Raw genomic sequence first — 13,625 nt, forward strand, 5'->3', positions numbered from 1 at the left:
GGGGATGCTTGAGAAGAGGCGTGCTCCAACCCCTACTTCAACAGTTCAATCAGGGCATCCTCGTGGGTCAGCTGCGGGTGGTGCCCCGCGGAGGGAATGGAGTGCAGTCCAGCCTCGGGCCGGGACTCCAGCTGCCGGATTGCGGCGGGGTCCAATGGGTCTTCGGCTCCCCAGATAATTCGGAGCGGACCGTCATAGCGATCGAGCATCTCCCGCAACTGCCGGCGCCACTGCTTGGAACTCGCCAGGGCGAGATGGCCAGCTACCGCGGCGGCGGTACTTCGCTTCAGATCGCTGACGCTGGAGACCAAGGCAGTTGAGCTCGCCTCGTTGCCGGTCAATTGACGTGAGAGTTGCTCCGCGGTCGCATGGCGCAAATAGCCGCGGACCAGCGGCTGGAACCTTGGCGCCTTCCCTGCGTGCCCTTGCAAGAAAAACGGCGCAACCAAGGTCAGCGAGCGGACCTTGCCCGGCAGTCGACCCGCGGCGAGCGTGGCGGCGGCTGCCCCGATGGAGTGCCCGATCAGATCCACCGGGCCGCCTGCCAGGAGAGCGGGAAGCCACCGGTCCCAATCCGGGACGCCCCGTCCGCCGCTGAGCCCAAGCCCTGGCAGGTCAACGGCCCGTCCGCCAATGCCCTGAGCTACTGCGGCCCAGGTATCGGCATTTACCGGAAGGCCAGGGAAGATCAACCGGCGTTCCTCGCGGTCGCCCAGCTCAAAAGTTCTCACTCCCCCGACATCTACATAGCGGCGTGCCCCAGATGCCGCGGCCCCGAATCGGTGGGCGGCCAGATAGTCGGCCCAGCGCTCCAGAGAGGAACCAACATCAGGCATCTGGATTCCGTGCCGGTTGGCGAATTCGATCGCGGGCCCGGTCGGATAGCGGTCCGCGGACATGAAGTGGAGCGTTTCCGGATCGGCTTTGGTGACCCACGAAGGAAGAGCCTTGATTAGACCCACGGGCAAGCGCAGCTTGGGGACTTTCGCGCCAAGATGCCGGCCAGTTTCGGCCAGCAAGCGCCCCAGTGGCGCAGTGGCATCATCCAGCAGCCAGTAGGATTTGCCTATCGCCTCCGGCGCAATGGCCACGGCCGCCATGAACGCAGCCATATAGTCGACCGTGAGCACCGGCAAGAAAGTCGAGTCACCTGCGGGAAGAGCTGCGGTTTTCCCTTCCCAGAGCTGCTCAATGGTGCCGGCCAGCCCGATGTGCTGGTCGGATTCCCCGGTAATGCTGTGGCCGATGACGCTGGCCGGATTGACGATGGTCCAAGGGATTCCGTGTTCTTTGCCGAGGGCTTGGAAGACCGCGTCGGACTCCACTTTCGAGGCTTCGTAAGCGCCTAGTTTCCGGTAGAGATGATCGCGGCAGTCCTGCGGCCACGGAACCTTCGAGGGATCCTGCCCGCCGACTCGGTAGCCGGAAATATGCACAATGCGCTGCAGCTCTGGCAGCGCTGCAGCAAAATCCACCAGCTTCTCGACAATGCCAACATTAGCGCTGCGGGCTTCCTGCGCACTCATGCCGAATCGGTAGGTTCCGGCGCAATTGTGAATTTCGGTGACGCTGGTGAAGGCCGCAGGTCCGCCAGCCAGGATTTCAGGGGCGTCGAAGTCGACGATCGCGGTATTGATCTCTTGTTCCAGTCCGTGCTGGCTCAGCCAATTCTTGACCTTCGCTGCGGATTCAGCATTCCGGACAGCTGCTGTTACCTGCGTTCGGGCGTCGAGGAGGGCAAGGATCAGATGCCTGCCGATTAGTCCCGATGCCCCGAAAACCAGCGCATGGCGAAGGTTGGCTCCGTGCATCAATTCTGGTCCCCTTCGCCCTGTTGGCGCAGGCCAATGAGGTCGGCTACCGCGTCGGCGGCGGCGAGAAGCGGCCGGGTGCTTTTCATCGCCCGGGAAACGATGGCGGCCCCTTCGATGGTCGAGACGATAACAGTTGCCAGGGACTTCGCTTGGGCATTGCCCACGCCATCGGCTTCGAGCAGGGCAGTGGTCGGAGTGATCCATGACTCGAATGCGGTGGCGCAGGCTTGCCGCAGGCGTTCACTTGAGTCTCCCATTTCCAAGGTCACCACTGACACGGGGCAGCCTAAGCGGAAGCCGCTATCGCTGATGATGGCGGCCAACGCTTGGATAGCAAGCTTGGCGGCTTCGGCAGCACCTCCTGCGCTCTGGGCGACCTGGATAATCATGGTCTCGAATTGCTTGGCGGCCAGTTCTACTGCGGCCACGCCCAGCCCCTCTTTCCCATCGGGGAAGTGGAAATAGACCGACCCCTTTGGTGCTGCAGCGTGCTCGATCACTGCATTGAGGCCGGTGCCGCTGTATCCGCTGGTCTGGATGAGTTCAAGCATGGACTCTGCGAGCCGTGCCTTGGTGAGGTCTCCTTTGGAAGTCATACAATTAAAAATAGACCAGTCTATATATTTTTACAATCCGGCCTCTCGAACGCCCCGGGCAGCGCATCCACTTGCCACGCGCGCCCAAGCAATCCTGGGCGCGACGCTGCAGAAGCGCTGAATCATGATCACCGGAGCCATGGATGATGCTTGCCCCGTCCAGGCTTTGCGCAAGCAGTCGCCTCAGGGCGCACTGGGGAATTCGCTCCGCTCATGCCCGACGCCTCGCCGAGGCAAGGGATGCGATCGCATCGGCCACCGCCTCGGGTTCGGCAAATCGGAAATCCGCGCACGATGCGCATCAGCACCCTGTTCCCGACATGGGAACGGCTGCTCGCGAGTGGCATGGGGGCGGCCCCGCGGCGCGCAATCCCAAGGCTAAAATTCGCAGGTGACATATCACCTATACAATGTCGATTGTATAGGGGATAAGTACACTACCTCCAAAAGTTTTGATCCACCTCTTTACTTCCAGCCCATTCCGGGCGTAACATACAACCAAATGGTTGTATATGAGTTGAGCGAAGAACAGGCAAACAAGGTCTTCCGCGCCTTGGCAGATGCCACACGACGAGACATCGTGCGGCGGACGCTAAACGCCGAGGTGAGCGTTTCGGAAATTGCTGCAAGCTATGACATGTCTTTTGCGGCAGTTCAGAAGCACGTCGCGGCATTGGAATCCGCTGGTCTGGTCACAAAAATCGCACGTGGTCGCGAACGCATAGTTCGCGGGCAGCCGGATACCATCCGGCACGCGCAAGAACTACTTACTTCCCTCGAGGATATCTGGCGCCAACGCATCAGCCGGCTCGATGATTTCCTCGCCGATGGGGACAAATAAGGAGCATTCCCATGCCTGTCACATCCGTTGTCAAAGATTCCGAAGCACTCTCACTGACTGTCCACGCAGAATTTCCGGTCAAGGTTTCCCGCCTGTGGGATGCCTATCTGGACGCCCGGCAACTTGAAAAATTCTGGGGGCCGGTGGAATACCCGGCAACTTTCACCCGGCACGATGCCACCCCTGGTGGCCGCTCGAACTACCACATGACTTCTCCCGAAGGCGAAGAATTCCACGGTTACTGGATCTGGAATGAAGTCGTCGAGCACAAATTCTTTGAGGTCAGCGACGGCTTTGCGCACGCCGACGGCACTCCGAACCCCGACCTGCCCCTCAACCGCATGGTTTTCTCCTTCGACCCGACGCCTGAAGGATCAAAACTGACGATTACAGCAGTTTTCGATTCCGTTGAGGAGCTGGAACAAGTCGTCTCCATGGGCATGATCGATGGCACCCGTTCGGCCATGAGCCAGATCGAGCAAGTCCTCATCGACCTGCGCAATTATGCCGAAAATTTCATCACCGATGCACAGATCCTGTCGGACACCCAGGTGCGCATTACCCGCTTGGTGCGCGGGTCAGTGGAGCAAGTCTGGCAGGCCCACCATCACCAGCGGCTCATGAAACGTTGGATGCTCGGCCCCGACGGATGGCAGTTGGCTGAATGCGTGACGGCGCAAGAGGCCGGCGAGACCTACCGGTACTGGTGGGAACCGCTATCTGCCGATGACGGCTCCGGTTTCGGTTTCACTGGAACCGTACTTGAAACGCTGCCCCAGTCCTACGAGCGGACCACGGAGCAAATGATCGGCACCGATTACCCGGCCACGGTGAATGAATTAACGCTGACATCCAACCAGGGCGGCACCCTGCTGACGATCCTGATCACCTACCCAGATGCGCAAACCCGCGACATGGTGCTCGCCACCGGAATGACCGACGGGATGGAGGCCAGCTACGCCCGGCTCGAATCGATTCTCTAAAGGGCGATTCGCCCCACATCCGGCGCCTTGGCGCGCGCAAATATGGAAGACTTAGACCCATGAGTTCTCAGAATGCGCGCGCAGGCCTGGACAAGAAGGCCGAACAGGTTCAGGAAATGTTTGACAAGCTGGCTCCTCGCTACGACTTGCTCAATACCTTGATGACCGGCGGCATCGTGAACTACTGGCGCAAGATCACCACCGAAGCGATCGCGCCAAAGCCCGGCGAGCGCATTCTCGACCTCGCCGCAGGCACCGGCACCTCCTCGGTCCCGCTCGCGGAAGCCGGCGCTGACGTCACCGCTTGCGACATGTCCCACGGCATGCTCGATGAGGGCCGCAAGCGCTACCCGCAGCTGAACTTCGTCTACGGAGACGGAACCGACCTGCCGTTCGAAGACAACACCTTCGATGCAGTGACCATCTCCTACGGTCTGCGCAATATCGCGGATACCGAGAAGGCCCTGTCCGAAATGCGCCGCGTGGCCAAGCCCGGCGGACGGATCGTCGTCGCCGAGTTCTCCACTCCGACCGTCGCCCCGATCAAGACGGCCTACAAGCAGTTCCTGCCGCGCGCCATTCCTGCGCTGGGCTACTTGGTTTCCCCTAACCCGACCGCTTACGCCTACTTGGCTGAATCCATTGCAGCTTGGCCAGACCAGGACGAGCTGGGCGCCAAGTTCGTCAACGTTGGCTGGAAGAACGTGGAATACCGCAACCTGACCGGTGGCATCGTCGCGGTGCACCGCGCCTGGAAGTAGCACTTCTCCAGAATTTTCCTTCTGGCCCGCAGCCGAAATGACGGATGCGGGCCAGAAGCTTTAAAGCACTGGTTCCGCGGCGGCGGGCTGTGTCTTTCTGCCGGCCCAGCTGGCATGCTTGTGTCCGTGAGCCAGATACCAACCGAATCGCACCGCCCCGCGATGAGCTGGAAGCTGCTGCCGGCTTCCCTGCTCTCGGCTTCCGCAGTGTTCCTCTTCGGCGCCGAAAACGACCTGTTGGGCTACGGCCTGCTGGCGCTGAGCCTGCTGTGCGCGGGGTTCATCGACCGCAGGCTTGCACGGCATCTGGGACTCATCGCAACCGGTTTGGTGGTCATCAGCCTGGTTCCATTGAATGCCGACCTGAGCCTGGGGCATATGGCATTAATGGGTGGCGCGCTGGCCGCGGCAGTCCTGCTGCCCTGGCTGATCTCGCGCTTCGCCTTGCGCGAGCAGATCATCAAGTTCCCGGTGAACACCGGCCGCAAGTGGCCGCTGGCAGCGAAGCTGTACTTGCTGGGGGTGGTGGCGCTGGGCTTCTTCATCCTCCCGGTGTACCTGATCAGCACCGGCGCCTACCAGAACTGGCCGGATGCCTCGGACCCAGCCATCTTCTGGCGGCTCTTCCTCGGAGTTAATTCGGTGGGCATCTGGGACGAGCTGTTCTTCATCTGCACGGCATTCGCATTGCTGCGCCAGCATTTCCCGGACTGGCAGGCCAACCTCCTGCAAGCGGTGATCTTCTCCTCCTTCCTGTGGGAGATCGGCTACCAATCCTGGGGGCCGTTGCTGACCTTTCCCTTCGCCCTGCTGCAGGGGTATACCTTCAAGCTGACGAAGTCCCTGTCCTATGTAGTTAGCGTGCATCTGATCTTCGACTTCGTCCTGTTCCTCGCGCTGGTCCACGCGCACAACCGGGAATGGCTCCCGATCTTCTTGTACTGAGGGGGTTAACACCCCAATTCCCCCCCTGCTACACTCGTTGGCATGGATACCTACTGAGCCAGCCGATGACCCCGCATCGATTCCCAACGGTGCATCTTGTTCATTTCGGCTACCGGCTTCGGTATCCTTTTCCTTTCCGGCTCCCCTGCGGGGTTAAGCCAATTCTGCGATCCCCCAAGCCGGCAGCCCCTTCGCATTCGCGGGAGGCCCTGCATGTCTTTGACACCACCAATTACCCTGAACAACCTCAGCTTTTCCTGGCCCACGGGAGAAAGCGCCCTGGCCAATCTGGACGGCACGTTTCCATCCGGGCGGACCGGGTTGATCGGCGCCAACGGCAGCGGCAAATCGACGTTGCTGAAGCTGATCGCCGGGCAGCTGCGCCCAACGAGCGGAACGGCAGAAACGAACGCACCGCTGAGCTACCTGCCGCAAACGCTGGCTCTGGAACAGGACACGACCGTCGCCCAGCTGCTGGGGGTGCATCAGGTCCTGGCGGCTTTGGAAGCTATCGAGTCCGGCAGTGTCGACCCAGCGGATTTCGATGCGGTGGGCGCGAACTGGGATGCCGAAGCCCGGGTTCGAGCTGAACTGGCGCCGCTGGGCTTCGACGGGCTGGATCTGGGCCGCAAGGCAGCCACGCTCTCGGGCGGGGAAGCAATGCTGCTGGCAGTGCTCGGCTTGCGCATCGCCGATTCGCCCATCACCCTGCTCGACGAGCCGACGAATAACCTCGATCGCCCTGCCCGTGAATTGCTCTACGACCTTGTACGTGCCTGGAAGGGCACGCTGGTTGTGGTGAGCCACGATATCGAGCTGCTCGAGCTCATGGAGCATACGGTGGAGCTCTACGACGGGAAGCTCAGCGTTTTCGGAGGGCCCTACAGCTCATACCGCGAGCAGCTTGAAACCGAGCAGCAGGCGGCCGAGCAGGCAGCCAGAACTGCCCAGGCCTCCCTGAAAGTGGAAAAGCGCCAACGGGCAGAGGCCGAAACGAAGTTGGCGCGGGCCAAGCGCAAGGGTCGGGCCACCCAGCTTTCCGGAGGCATGCCGAAGATCCTGGCCAACCACCTTCGCCAGAAATCCGAGGCGAACGCCGGGAAGATGCGTTCAAACCTGGATGGCAAGGTCGATTCGGCCCAGGCCAGGCTCGACGATGCCGATCGGCGGGTTCGGCAGGCCGAGCACATCAGCATCGAGCTGCCCGATCCCCGGTTGCCCTCGGGCAAGCAGGTCGCGGCGCTAGGTGCAGAAGATCACCAGTTCATCATCCAGGGAGCCGAACGCGTGGGCCTTGTCGGCCCCAATGGTTCCGGGAAGACCCGGCTGCTCCAGCAGATGCTCGCCGGCGAAGATCCCGGCCCCGGACCGGGCGGAACGCTCTTCGTGGACCGGGTCGGGTACCTGCCCCAGCGCCTGGACGGCCTGGATGGCCAACTAAGCGCGATCCAGAACGTGGCGCTGGTGGCGCCAGCAGCAACCGCGAACGACGTGCGCAATATGCTTGCCCGGTTGCTGCTGCGCGGGGCCAGCGCCGACCGGCCAGTGGCGGCGCTGTCCGGCGGCGAGCGTTTCCGGGTCCATCTGGCGACGTTGCTGCTGGCAGAACCAGCCGCGCAGCTGCTCATCCTCGATGAGCCCACCAATAATCTGGATATGGACAGCGTGCGCCAGCTCAGCGAAGCACTGGGCGCCTATAAGGGCGCGTTGCTGGTAGTCAGCCACGATCAGCATTTCCTGTCGCAGCTGGATCTGGACTATTTGCTGGAGCTGGATGCGCAGGGAACCTTGGCGAAGTCCTACCCGAATCCAGTTTGCTAACCCCCTGGCGGTGCGCTGCCGGTTTAGACTTGTTCAAAGCACACCGCCAAGGACCCCGAAAGCAAGTTGAGTATGTCCTACCCCCAGCGCACCGTCGAAGTCGTCAAAAGCGGCCTCGTGATCGACCAGTCCGCAACCCTGCTCTGGCAGGACATCAAACGTGCCTTCATCTATGAAACGGGTTCCGGCCAGGAAATCCTCACCTGCGCAGAATTCATGCTGGTCGAGGGGTACAGCGTGGAGATCAATAGCCAGATGCCCGGCTGGGACATGGCCATTGAGCACTTGCCGCAGCGCATCGAGAACCTGGTCGACGAACGCTAGAAACCGCTAGGAGCACCCATGGCTACGATTGTTCTTTTCCATCACGTCCAGGGCCTGACCCCCGGGGTGCAGGAGATGGCCGCAGAATTGCGCGCCGCTGGCCACACAGTGCACGCACTGGATCTGTACGCCGGCAAGCTGCCCAAGGATTTCGATGCCGGGATGCGCATGGCAGGCAAGCTGACCGCGGACAAGATCCAGGACCGCGTGGACAAGCTATTTGGCAAACTGCCCGAAGAGCTGGTCTACATCGGCACTTCCTGGGGCGCGGCCCTGGCCCAGCAGTGCGCGCAGCAACGTCCCGGCGCCATCGCCGCGATCCTGCTCGAATCCTTCGTGGATCTGGACGCCGACTGGAGCTTCGGGCCGTGGCCGGAAAATGTCCCGGTGCAGATCCATGGCATGGACCAGGACCCGTTCTTCGCGAAGGAAGGCGACCTGGAGGCAGCTCAGCGCTTCGTTGAAGCAGAGGGCGGCGATATCGCCCAGCTCTTCACCTACCCTGGCAAGCAGCACCTGTTCACCGACAGCTCGCTTCGCTCGCATGATCCAGAAGCTCGCGCGTTGGTGATGGAACGCATGGTCAAGTTCCTTCAGCCCTACGTCTAGCACGAGGGCAGTCCGCTGGTTCCATGCCGGACAATAAATCGAAAAACCGGACCCGGCTTGCGTTAGCAAGCCGGGTCCGGTTTCATTTTGTGCGCCCTGCGGGGATCGAACCCGCGACCAATGGATTAAAAGTCCAGTGCTCTACCAGCTGAGCTAAAGGCGCACGGCACAAGGCCAAAATCCATACTACCTGATGGACCGGCATGAGTATTAATCGGCGTATTCCGCAATTCGGCAGCCCGTAATTTCCGCTGGATCTTGGGGTTTGCAAGCTAAATCACTTGTTGGCGCAGAACTCAGGATCAGCGAGTATTCTGGAGCGCATGAGAGGTGCACGTGCAGGATCAAAAGTTGCCCAGGATGCGGGATTCCGCCATCACAAACCACGCCCCTTCGCCCCGGCAGATTTCGAGCCCTACGAGGGAGGCGCTGATCCGGCGCGCGTATCCGAGGCAGCCCATCTGTCCGCCCAGGCTTTCGTGCAGCGCGGCATTGCCAACAACGACCCCGAAGTTTCACGCCGGCTGATTGCGGTGGCCGAAGAAGAAGGGCTGGAGGTGCTCGCGCAGCTGTGGAGCGAGGCTCCGGCCCGCTCCCTGCCAGGTGCCCTGTGGCGCTTGTATGCGGTTCGCGCGGCAACAATGAGCAAGCCCGAGGTGCATTCTGCACGCTTCCAGGCTGGAGCCCATCGTGCCCAGGTCGAACGCATCGTCGCCGGAGTGGCCGAGCCGCCGACCGCCGAGGAGATGAAGAAGATGACCGGGTCAATTCTCTCCGGCGCCTTCGACGGCGACTTCGCCCACGCCTTGGAACGCACCGCCGCCTACTGCCGGGTACTGGCGCTGGGCATGACCGAGCATGCCGATGCCGCGGATTTTTCCAGCAGCGATCGGGGAACCAAGCTGACCCAGCAGGCCAAGGCCCTGATGGGCACCGCCGTGGATCTGGAAGCCTGCGCCCGGCTTTGGCGCCAGGACGCATTGGACTGAAACATGATCCCGCGCCCTTAGGATGGGTTGAGGAAGTTGCCCCTCAATTTTAGGCAGGTGGGTGTGGGCGCCGCATCGAGGACCAACTCTTCAGGGCTCGTACGCTGGTTGCTGATCTTGATCGCAACGGCGTTGCTTTCCCAAACGGCGCTGAACCTCATTCGTCCGGTGACCACCTATAAGCTCATCTCTTTTGGCTCCGGCGAGTTCACCGTCGGCGTGGTGACCGCGGCCTATGCCATCCTCCCGCTGTTCACCGCAATGATGCTGGGCCGGGCCAGTTCGCGAATCCGCAGGATCCGGTTCCTGATGGTTGCCGGCGTGGCCCTCTTGGCCGCTGGCGGCATCGGCATCAACTTCTCCCCGAATGCCTTGACCGTGGCGCTGGCCAGTGCCGTGCTCGGGCTCGGGCACTTGATGTTCACCATTGGCGGGCAATCTTCCATCGCCCGGTTCTTCCCCGACAGCGATCTGGACAAGGGCTTTGGCTGGTTCACGGCCGCCTACGCGGCTGGGCAATTCATCGGGCCGCTGATTGGCGGATTGGTGCTCGGCTCCGGTACCGATGCCGTCTCCCCTGAGCGCATCGCCGGCATCAGCCTGTCGCTGTGGATTGCGGCCGGGTGCTCGCTGCTAGCTGTCCCCTTCTTGCTTCCGAGCTGGCAGCCGAGGATTTCCAAGACGGCGCCGCAAACCCGCCCGGCGAAGTCCGAAGCCTCCATTCCCTCGGTCTTGCGCATCAAGGGCATGGCTTCGCACATGTTCGCCTCGATGACCTTGCTGGCCATGCTGGACATCCTCACGGCCTTCTTGCCGCTGGTGGCGGAGAAACATGGCGTCACACCCGAAGATGTTGGTGTGCTTTTGGCCATTCGAGGTTTCGCTTCGGTAGTTTCCCGGCTGTTCATCCCCAAGCTCTCGGCCCACTTCGAACGCAACCACCTGCTGGTCACCAGTTTGTACATTTCGGGCATAGCCATCACGCTGGCCCCGATCTTCATCGATTCGCTGTGGGCCTCCGGGGCCGCGTTGCTGGTCGGCGGCTTCTTCCTGGGCCTGGGCCAGCCGATGACCATGACCATGATTTCCACCTCGGTGCCGGCGGTGGACCGCGGTGCCGCATTGGCCGTGCGGCTCATGGGAAACCGGGTCGGACAAGTAGCTTTGCCGATCATCTCGAGTACGGTCGCCGCGGGTTTGGGGCCGGCGGGAGCGATCTGGTTCTGCTGCGCGCTGCTCTGCCTGAGCGGAGCGGAGAAGAGCGTGCGCCGCTAGCGTGAGAAAACGCACGAGCGCCGCCCTGCGGTTGACAGCACACCGGTAGGGCGAGAACACTAGGTAACGGTGCCGGGCCGCTGGTAACCCCGGGCTCCAAAATTCTGCCGCTTCGAGCGGCCTTCCGCCGAGAGGCGTTCCCGGTCCGGCACCTTCAAATACCCGGTGTTAACTTCCACGTCGTAAACTGTTCTGCGTTGGTACCAATAGCCGTCGAATCGAATGGTGCGCCGTAAAGTGAAGTTCCAGATCTTTCCCTCCGCCTCGCGCGGCATCGAGTTGCTGTGCGGGTTGACGACGACCATTCGCACCTCCGTTGCCAATGTCGCCGAGATGATCGGCTCACCCGATACCCGTGCGGACCAGCTGCGGGATCTGGCCTCCGCGGAAGCCGAGGCCTCCGATCTGGTGCACGCGGTGCTCACCCACCTGCGAACCAGCTATATCAGCCCGCTTCCCCGCGAAGACATGTACACGCTTTCGCGCTTGCTGCACGAAACCATGGAACAGCTGCGCGGCACCGGCGAACTGATCATGACCGTTGGCTCCACCCCGCTTTCCGAGCGTTCCTCGGAGCAGCTTGAACTCATTTCGCAGCTGGCCGAGCTGGCCTCCGATTCGGTCCAGCGCCTGCATAACCTCGATGACCTGGAAGACAACTGGCTGCAGATGCTGCAGTTCTCCAAGCGCGCGGCCCGAACCCACCTGGTGTGGGTCAATGAGATCGCGAAGTTCGCCAAGCCAGGGACCATCCACCGCCACCAGCGCGTGGCCGACCACCTGATGCTTACCGCCAACACCCTGCGCCAGTTCGCCGACCACCTGGGTCGCGTGCTGGTGAAGGAGTCCTAGGGGAAATGACCATCCTTTCGGTCCTCACCGGATTCGCGATCGTCCTGACCCTGGGCTATGGCGTGCTCAACGGCTTCAGGGATTCCTCTACGGCCGTTGCGGCCTCCGTCCGCACCAGGGCGCTGCGCCCGGCCATTGCGGTCTCTGTGGCGGCGGTATTCGCCTTCCTCGGCACCTTGGCGACCTCGGGGCTGAGCGTGGCGCTGGTGGACAAGCTGAACTTCAATCTCCCCGATGGCGTCGTCGGATTGAAGCTGCTGATCTGCGGCCTGCTGACCGCCGGCGCGTGGGGCCTGTATTGCTGGTGGCGCGGCCTGCCGGTCAGTTCCACCCATGCGCTGTTCTCCGGCTTGGTGGGCGCCAGCGGCGCCTCGGCTTTCATGGGCGACCTGTCGATGTCCGGGGCCTGGGGTCTGCTGCTCGGCTCGGTGCTGCTGCCCATGCTGATCACCCCGGTCATCGCCTACCTGTTGTCCTATGCGCTGGTGATTCCGGCGACCTGGCTGATGCGCCACAACTCCTCGCGTTCGGTCAACAACGGCTCGCGCGCAGGCCAGGCCATCACCGCCTGCGCCGTGGCTCTGGGACTGGGACTGCAAGATGGCCAGCGCACCGGCGCGATGATCGCACTGGTGCTGATCACCGGTCATGCAATGGACCCGGGGCCCGTGACATGGGCTATCCAGCTGGCCGCGGCCTCGGCACTGGGGCTTGGCGTGCTCCTGGGCGGATGGCGCATCACCTATACGCTCGGCCGCCGGCTGGTGAACTTCGATCCGCTGCGCGGCATGATCGCCCAGGGCGTAGCCGCGGCAATGCTGTTCCTCGGCTCGCTCGTCTTGCACCTGCCGCTGTCCACCACGCAGGCGGTAACCAGCGGCATCGTCGGTGCCGGCAATAACCAGTCTTTCGAATCGGTGGTGTGGCGCAATGTCACCAAGGTGCTGCTGCACTGGGTGCTGACCCCGATTGCCTGCGTTGCCTGCGGCGCGATTCTCACCCTGGCGGTGCACCCGCTGCTGGGCAACGCCTAGTCTTCGCCCGGAATGAAGAGGTCTTCGATCTTGCAGCCGAAGACCGCCGAGAGCTTGAATGCCAGCGGCAGGGACGGGTCGTAGCGGCCTTTTTCAAGCGAGATGACGGTCTGCCGGGAGACGCCCAGCAGGTCGGCCAATGCTTGCTGGGAGAACCCGCGTTCCCTGCGGTATGCACTGAGATTGTTCTCCACTAGCTTTCTGCCCGCTTAATGATGAAATAGCGGATTCCGAAGTCAAGCAACGCCAGCAGCACGACACCAGCCAGAACGAGGCCAAGTGATGCTTGGATCTGAATGAACGAAAACACTGCACCACCGAGGCCGCAAACTAACAGCAAATCCTGGAACACTCCGATGGCAGCTCGGTCATACCACTGGCTCTCCACCGATATCTCGGGGTTCCTTGTGGCACCGCGCAGGGTGTCGCGATCCAGCAGCAACGCCCAGCAAGCTGTAGAAAGCACCGGCAGCAAGCCAGCGGCCATGAGCAACGCTGCCAAGACGAAATGCTCCGGGGCGTTCAGCCGGGCGAAGAGCACACCTGCACCGGCTGAAAGCACTGCCCCTGCGCTGAGGCTGACGGCAATCAGGGCGCCCGACCCGCCACCGAAGCGCGAACGGCCCCATTTGCTCTGGCCAACTGCTTTTGAATCCATCGTTGTCCCCTATCCCTATTGATGTAAACCACACTTTACTGACAAGCGTGCTTTACAGTCAAGGGTGCTTTACATGAATAGTTAAAGTGCAGCGGCGCACCGTAATCGGTGCGCCGCTGGCGG

Annotated in this window: 16 protein-coding genes and 1 tRNA gene; 11 read left to right on the plus strand and 6 right to left on the minus strand. The window is 62.0% G+C overall.

Annotated features, from left to right (window positions below):
• Positions 1-32 precede the first annotated feature (32 nt).
• Both AAZQ98_RS17395 and AAZQ98_RS17400 read right to left on the minus strand, forming a co-directional pair.
• Complete coding sequence (locus tag AAZQ98_RS17395) at positions 33-1,811, minus strand: alpha/beta fold hydrolase (protein ID WP_133835049.1); 1,779 nt, start codon at positions 1,809-1,811, stop codon at positions 33-35.
• Complete coding sequence (locus tag AAZQ98_RS17400) at positions 1,811-2,410, minus strand: TetR/AcrR family transcriptional regulator (protein ID WP_105658987.1); 600 nt, start codon at positions 2,408-2,410, stop codon at positions 1,811-1,813. The genes AAZQ98_RS17395 and AAZQ98_RS17400 overlap by 1 nt, the downstream gene beginning before the upstream one ends.
• Positions 2,411-2,912: 502 nt before the next feature.
• Between AAZQ98_RS17400 and AAZQ98_RS17405 the strand changes: the two genes are divergently transcribed.
• The 7 genes from AAZQ98_RS17405 to AAZQ98_RS17435 all read left to right on the plus strand — a co-directional run bounded on the left by AAZQ98_RS17405 (position 2,913) and on the right by AAZQ98_RS17435 (position 8,694).
• A complete protein-coding gene (locus AAZQ98_RS17405; protein WP_434694122.1) occupies positions 2,913-3,251 on the plus strand; it encodes an ArsR/SmtB family transcription factor in 339 nt (112 codons plus the stop codon).
• Between the two features lie 11 nt (positions 3,252-3,262).
• Complete coding sequence (locus AAZQ98_RS17410) at positions 3,263-4,234, plus strand: SRPBCC family protein (protein WP_434694093.1); 972 nt, start codon at positions 3,263-3,265, stop codon at positions 4,232-4,234.
• Between the two features lie 59 nt (positions 4,235-4,293).
• Entirely contained in the window at positions 4,294-4,995 is a 702-nt protein-coding gene (locus AAZQ98_RS17415; protein ID WP_105658990.1) for a demethylmenaquinone methyltransferase, read from the plus strand.
• A gap of 162 nt (positions 4,996-5,157) precedes the next feature.
• Complete coding sequence (locus AAZQ98_RS17420; RefSeq protein ID WP_434694125.1) at positions 5,158-5,940, plus strand: CPBP family intramembrane glutamic endopeptidase; 783 nt, start codon at positions 5,158-5,160, stop codon at positions 5,938-5,940.
• 213 nt (positions 5,941-6,153) lie between these two features.
• Positions 6,154-7,761, plus strand: coding sequence for an ABC-F family ATP-binding cassette domain-containing protein (locus tag AAZQ98_RS17425; protein ID WP_434694096.1), 1,608 nt, complete (start codon positions 6,154-6,156; stop codon positions 7,759-7,761).
• A gap of 72 nt (positions 7,762-7,833) precedes the next feature.
• The gene (locus tag AAZQ98_RS17430; protein WP_105658992.1) at positions 7,834-8,085 is read left to right on the plus strand and encodes a hypothetical protein; all 252 of its coding nucleotides are present in this window, start codon (positions 7,834-7,836) and stop codon (positions 8,083-8,085) included.
• A gap of 18 nt (positions 8,086-8,103) precedes the next feature.
• Positions 8,104-8,694 (plus strand): dienelactone hydrolase family protein, encoded by a 591-nt coding sequence (locus AAZQ98_RS17435; protein ID WP_400291550.1) that lies wholly within the window; start codon positions 8,104-8,106, stop codon positions 8,692-8,694.
• Between the two features lie 90 nt (positions 8,695-8,784).
• Here the strand turns inward: AAZQ98_RS17435 and AAZQ98_RS17440 are convergent.
• Positions 8,785-8,857, minus strand: a tRNA-Lys gene (locus tag AAZQ98_RS17440).
• Between the two features lie 160 nt (positions 8,858-9,017).
• On the opposite strand from AAZQ98_RS17440, the gene AAZQ98_RS17445 reads away from it, so the two are divergent.
• Both AAZQ98_RS17445 and AAZQ98_RS17450 read left to right on the plus strand, forming a co-directional pair.
• Positions 9,018-9,683 (plus strand): hypothetical protein, encoded by a 666-nt coding sequence (locus AAZQ98_RS17445; protein ID WP_105658994.1) that lies wholly within the window; start codon positions 9,018-9,020, stop codon positions 9,681-9,683.
• Positions 9,684-9,746: 63 nt separating this feature from the next.
• On the plus strand, positions 9,747-10,958 hold the full coding sequence (locus AAZQ98_RS17450) for an MFS transporter (protein WP_434694097.1): 1,212 nt from the start codon (positions 9,747-9,749) through the stop codon (positions 10,956-10,958).
• A gap of 59 nt (positions 10,959-11,017) precedes the next feature.
• Here AAZQ98_RS17450 and AAZQ98_RS17455 read toward each other — a convergent pair whose 3' ends face one another.
• Entirely contained in the window at positions 11,018-11,263 is a 246-nt protein-coding gene (locus AAZQ98_RS17455; protein ID WP_181148953.1) for a hypothetical protein, read from the minus strand.
• Between AAZQ98_RS17455 and AAZQ98_RS17460 the strand changes: the two genes are divergently transcribed.
• Positions 11,250-11,810, plus strand: a complete 561-nt coding sequence (locus tag AAZQ98_RS17460; protein WP_286134712.1) for a hypothetical protein — start codon at positions 11,250-11,252, stop codon at positions 11,808-11,810. The genes AAZQ98_RS17455 and AAZQ98_RS17460 overlap by 14 nt on opposite strands.
• Positions 11,811-11,815: 5 nt before the next feature.
• Positions 11,816-12,844: an inorganic phosphate transporter gene (locus AAZQ98_RS17465; protein WP_105658997.1), complete on the plus strand. Its 1,029-nt coding sequence runs from the start codon at positions 11,816-11,818 to the stop codon at positions 12,842-12,844.
• On the opposite strand, the gene AAZQ98_RS17470 is transcribed toward AAZQ98_RS17465, so the two are convergent.
• Together AAZQ98_RS17470 and AAZQ98_RS17475 are read right to left on the minus strand one after the other, a co-directional pair.
• Entirely contained in the window at positions 12,841-13,038 is a 198-nt protein-coding gene (locus tag AAZQ98_RS17470) for a helix-turn-helix transcriptional regulator (RefSeq protein ID WP_105658998.1), read from the minus strand. The two genes, AAZQ98_RS17465 and AAZQ98_RS17470, sit on opposite strands and share 4 nt — an antisense overlap.
• Positions 13,038-13,502, minus strand: a complete 465-nt coding sequence (locus tag AAZQ98_RS17475; protein ID WP_105658999.1) for a hypothetical protein — start codon at positions 13,500-13,502, stop codon at positions 13,038-13,040. The genes AAZQ98_RS17470 and AAZQ98_RS17475 overlap by 1 nt, the downstream gene beginning before the upstream one ends.
• Positions 13,503-13,625: the final 123 nt, after the last annotated feature.

The sequence above is a fragment of the Glutamicibacter sp. Je.9.36 genome, from assembly GCF_051129975.1.
Classification (GTDB): Bacteria; Actinomycetota; Actinomycetes; order Actinomycetales; family Micrococcaceae; genus Glutamicibacter.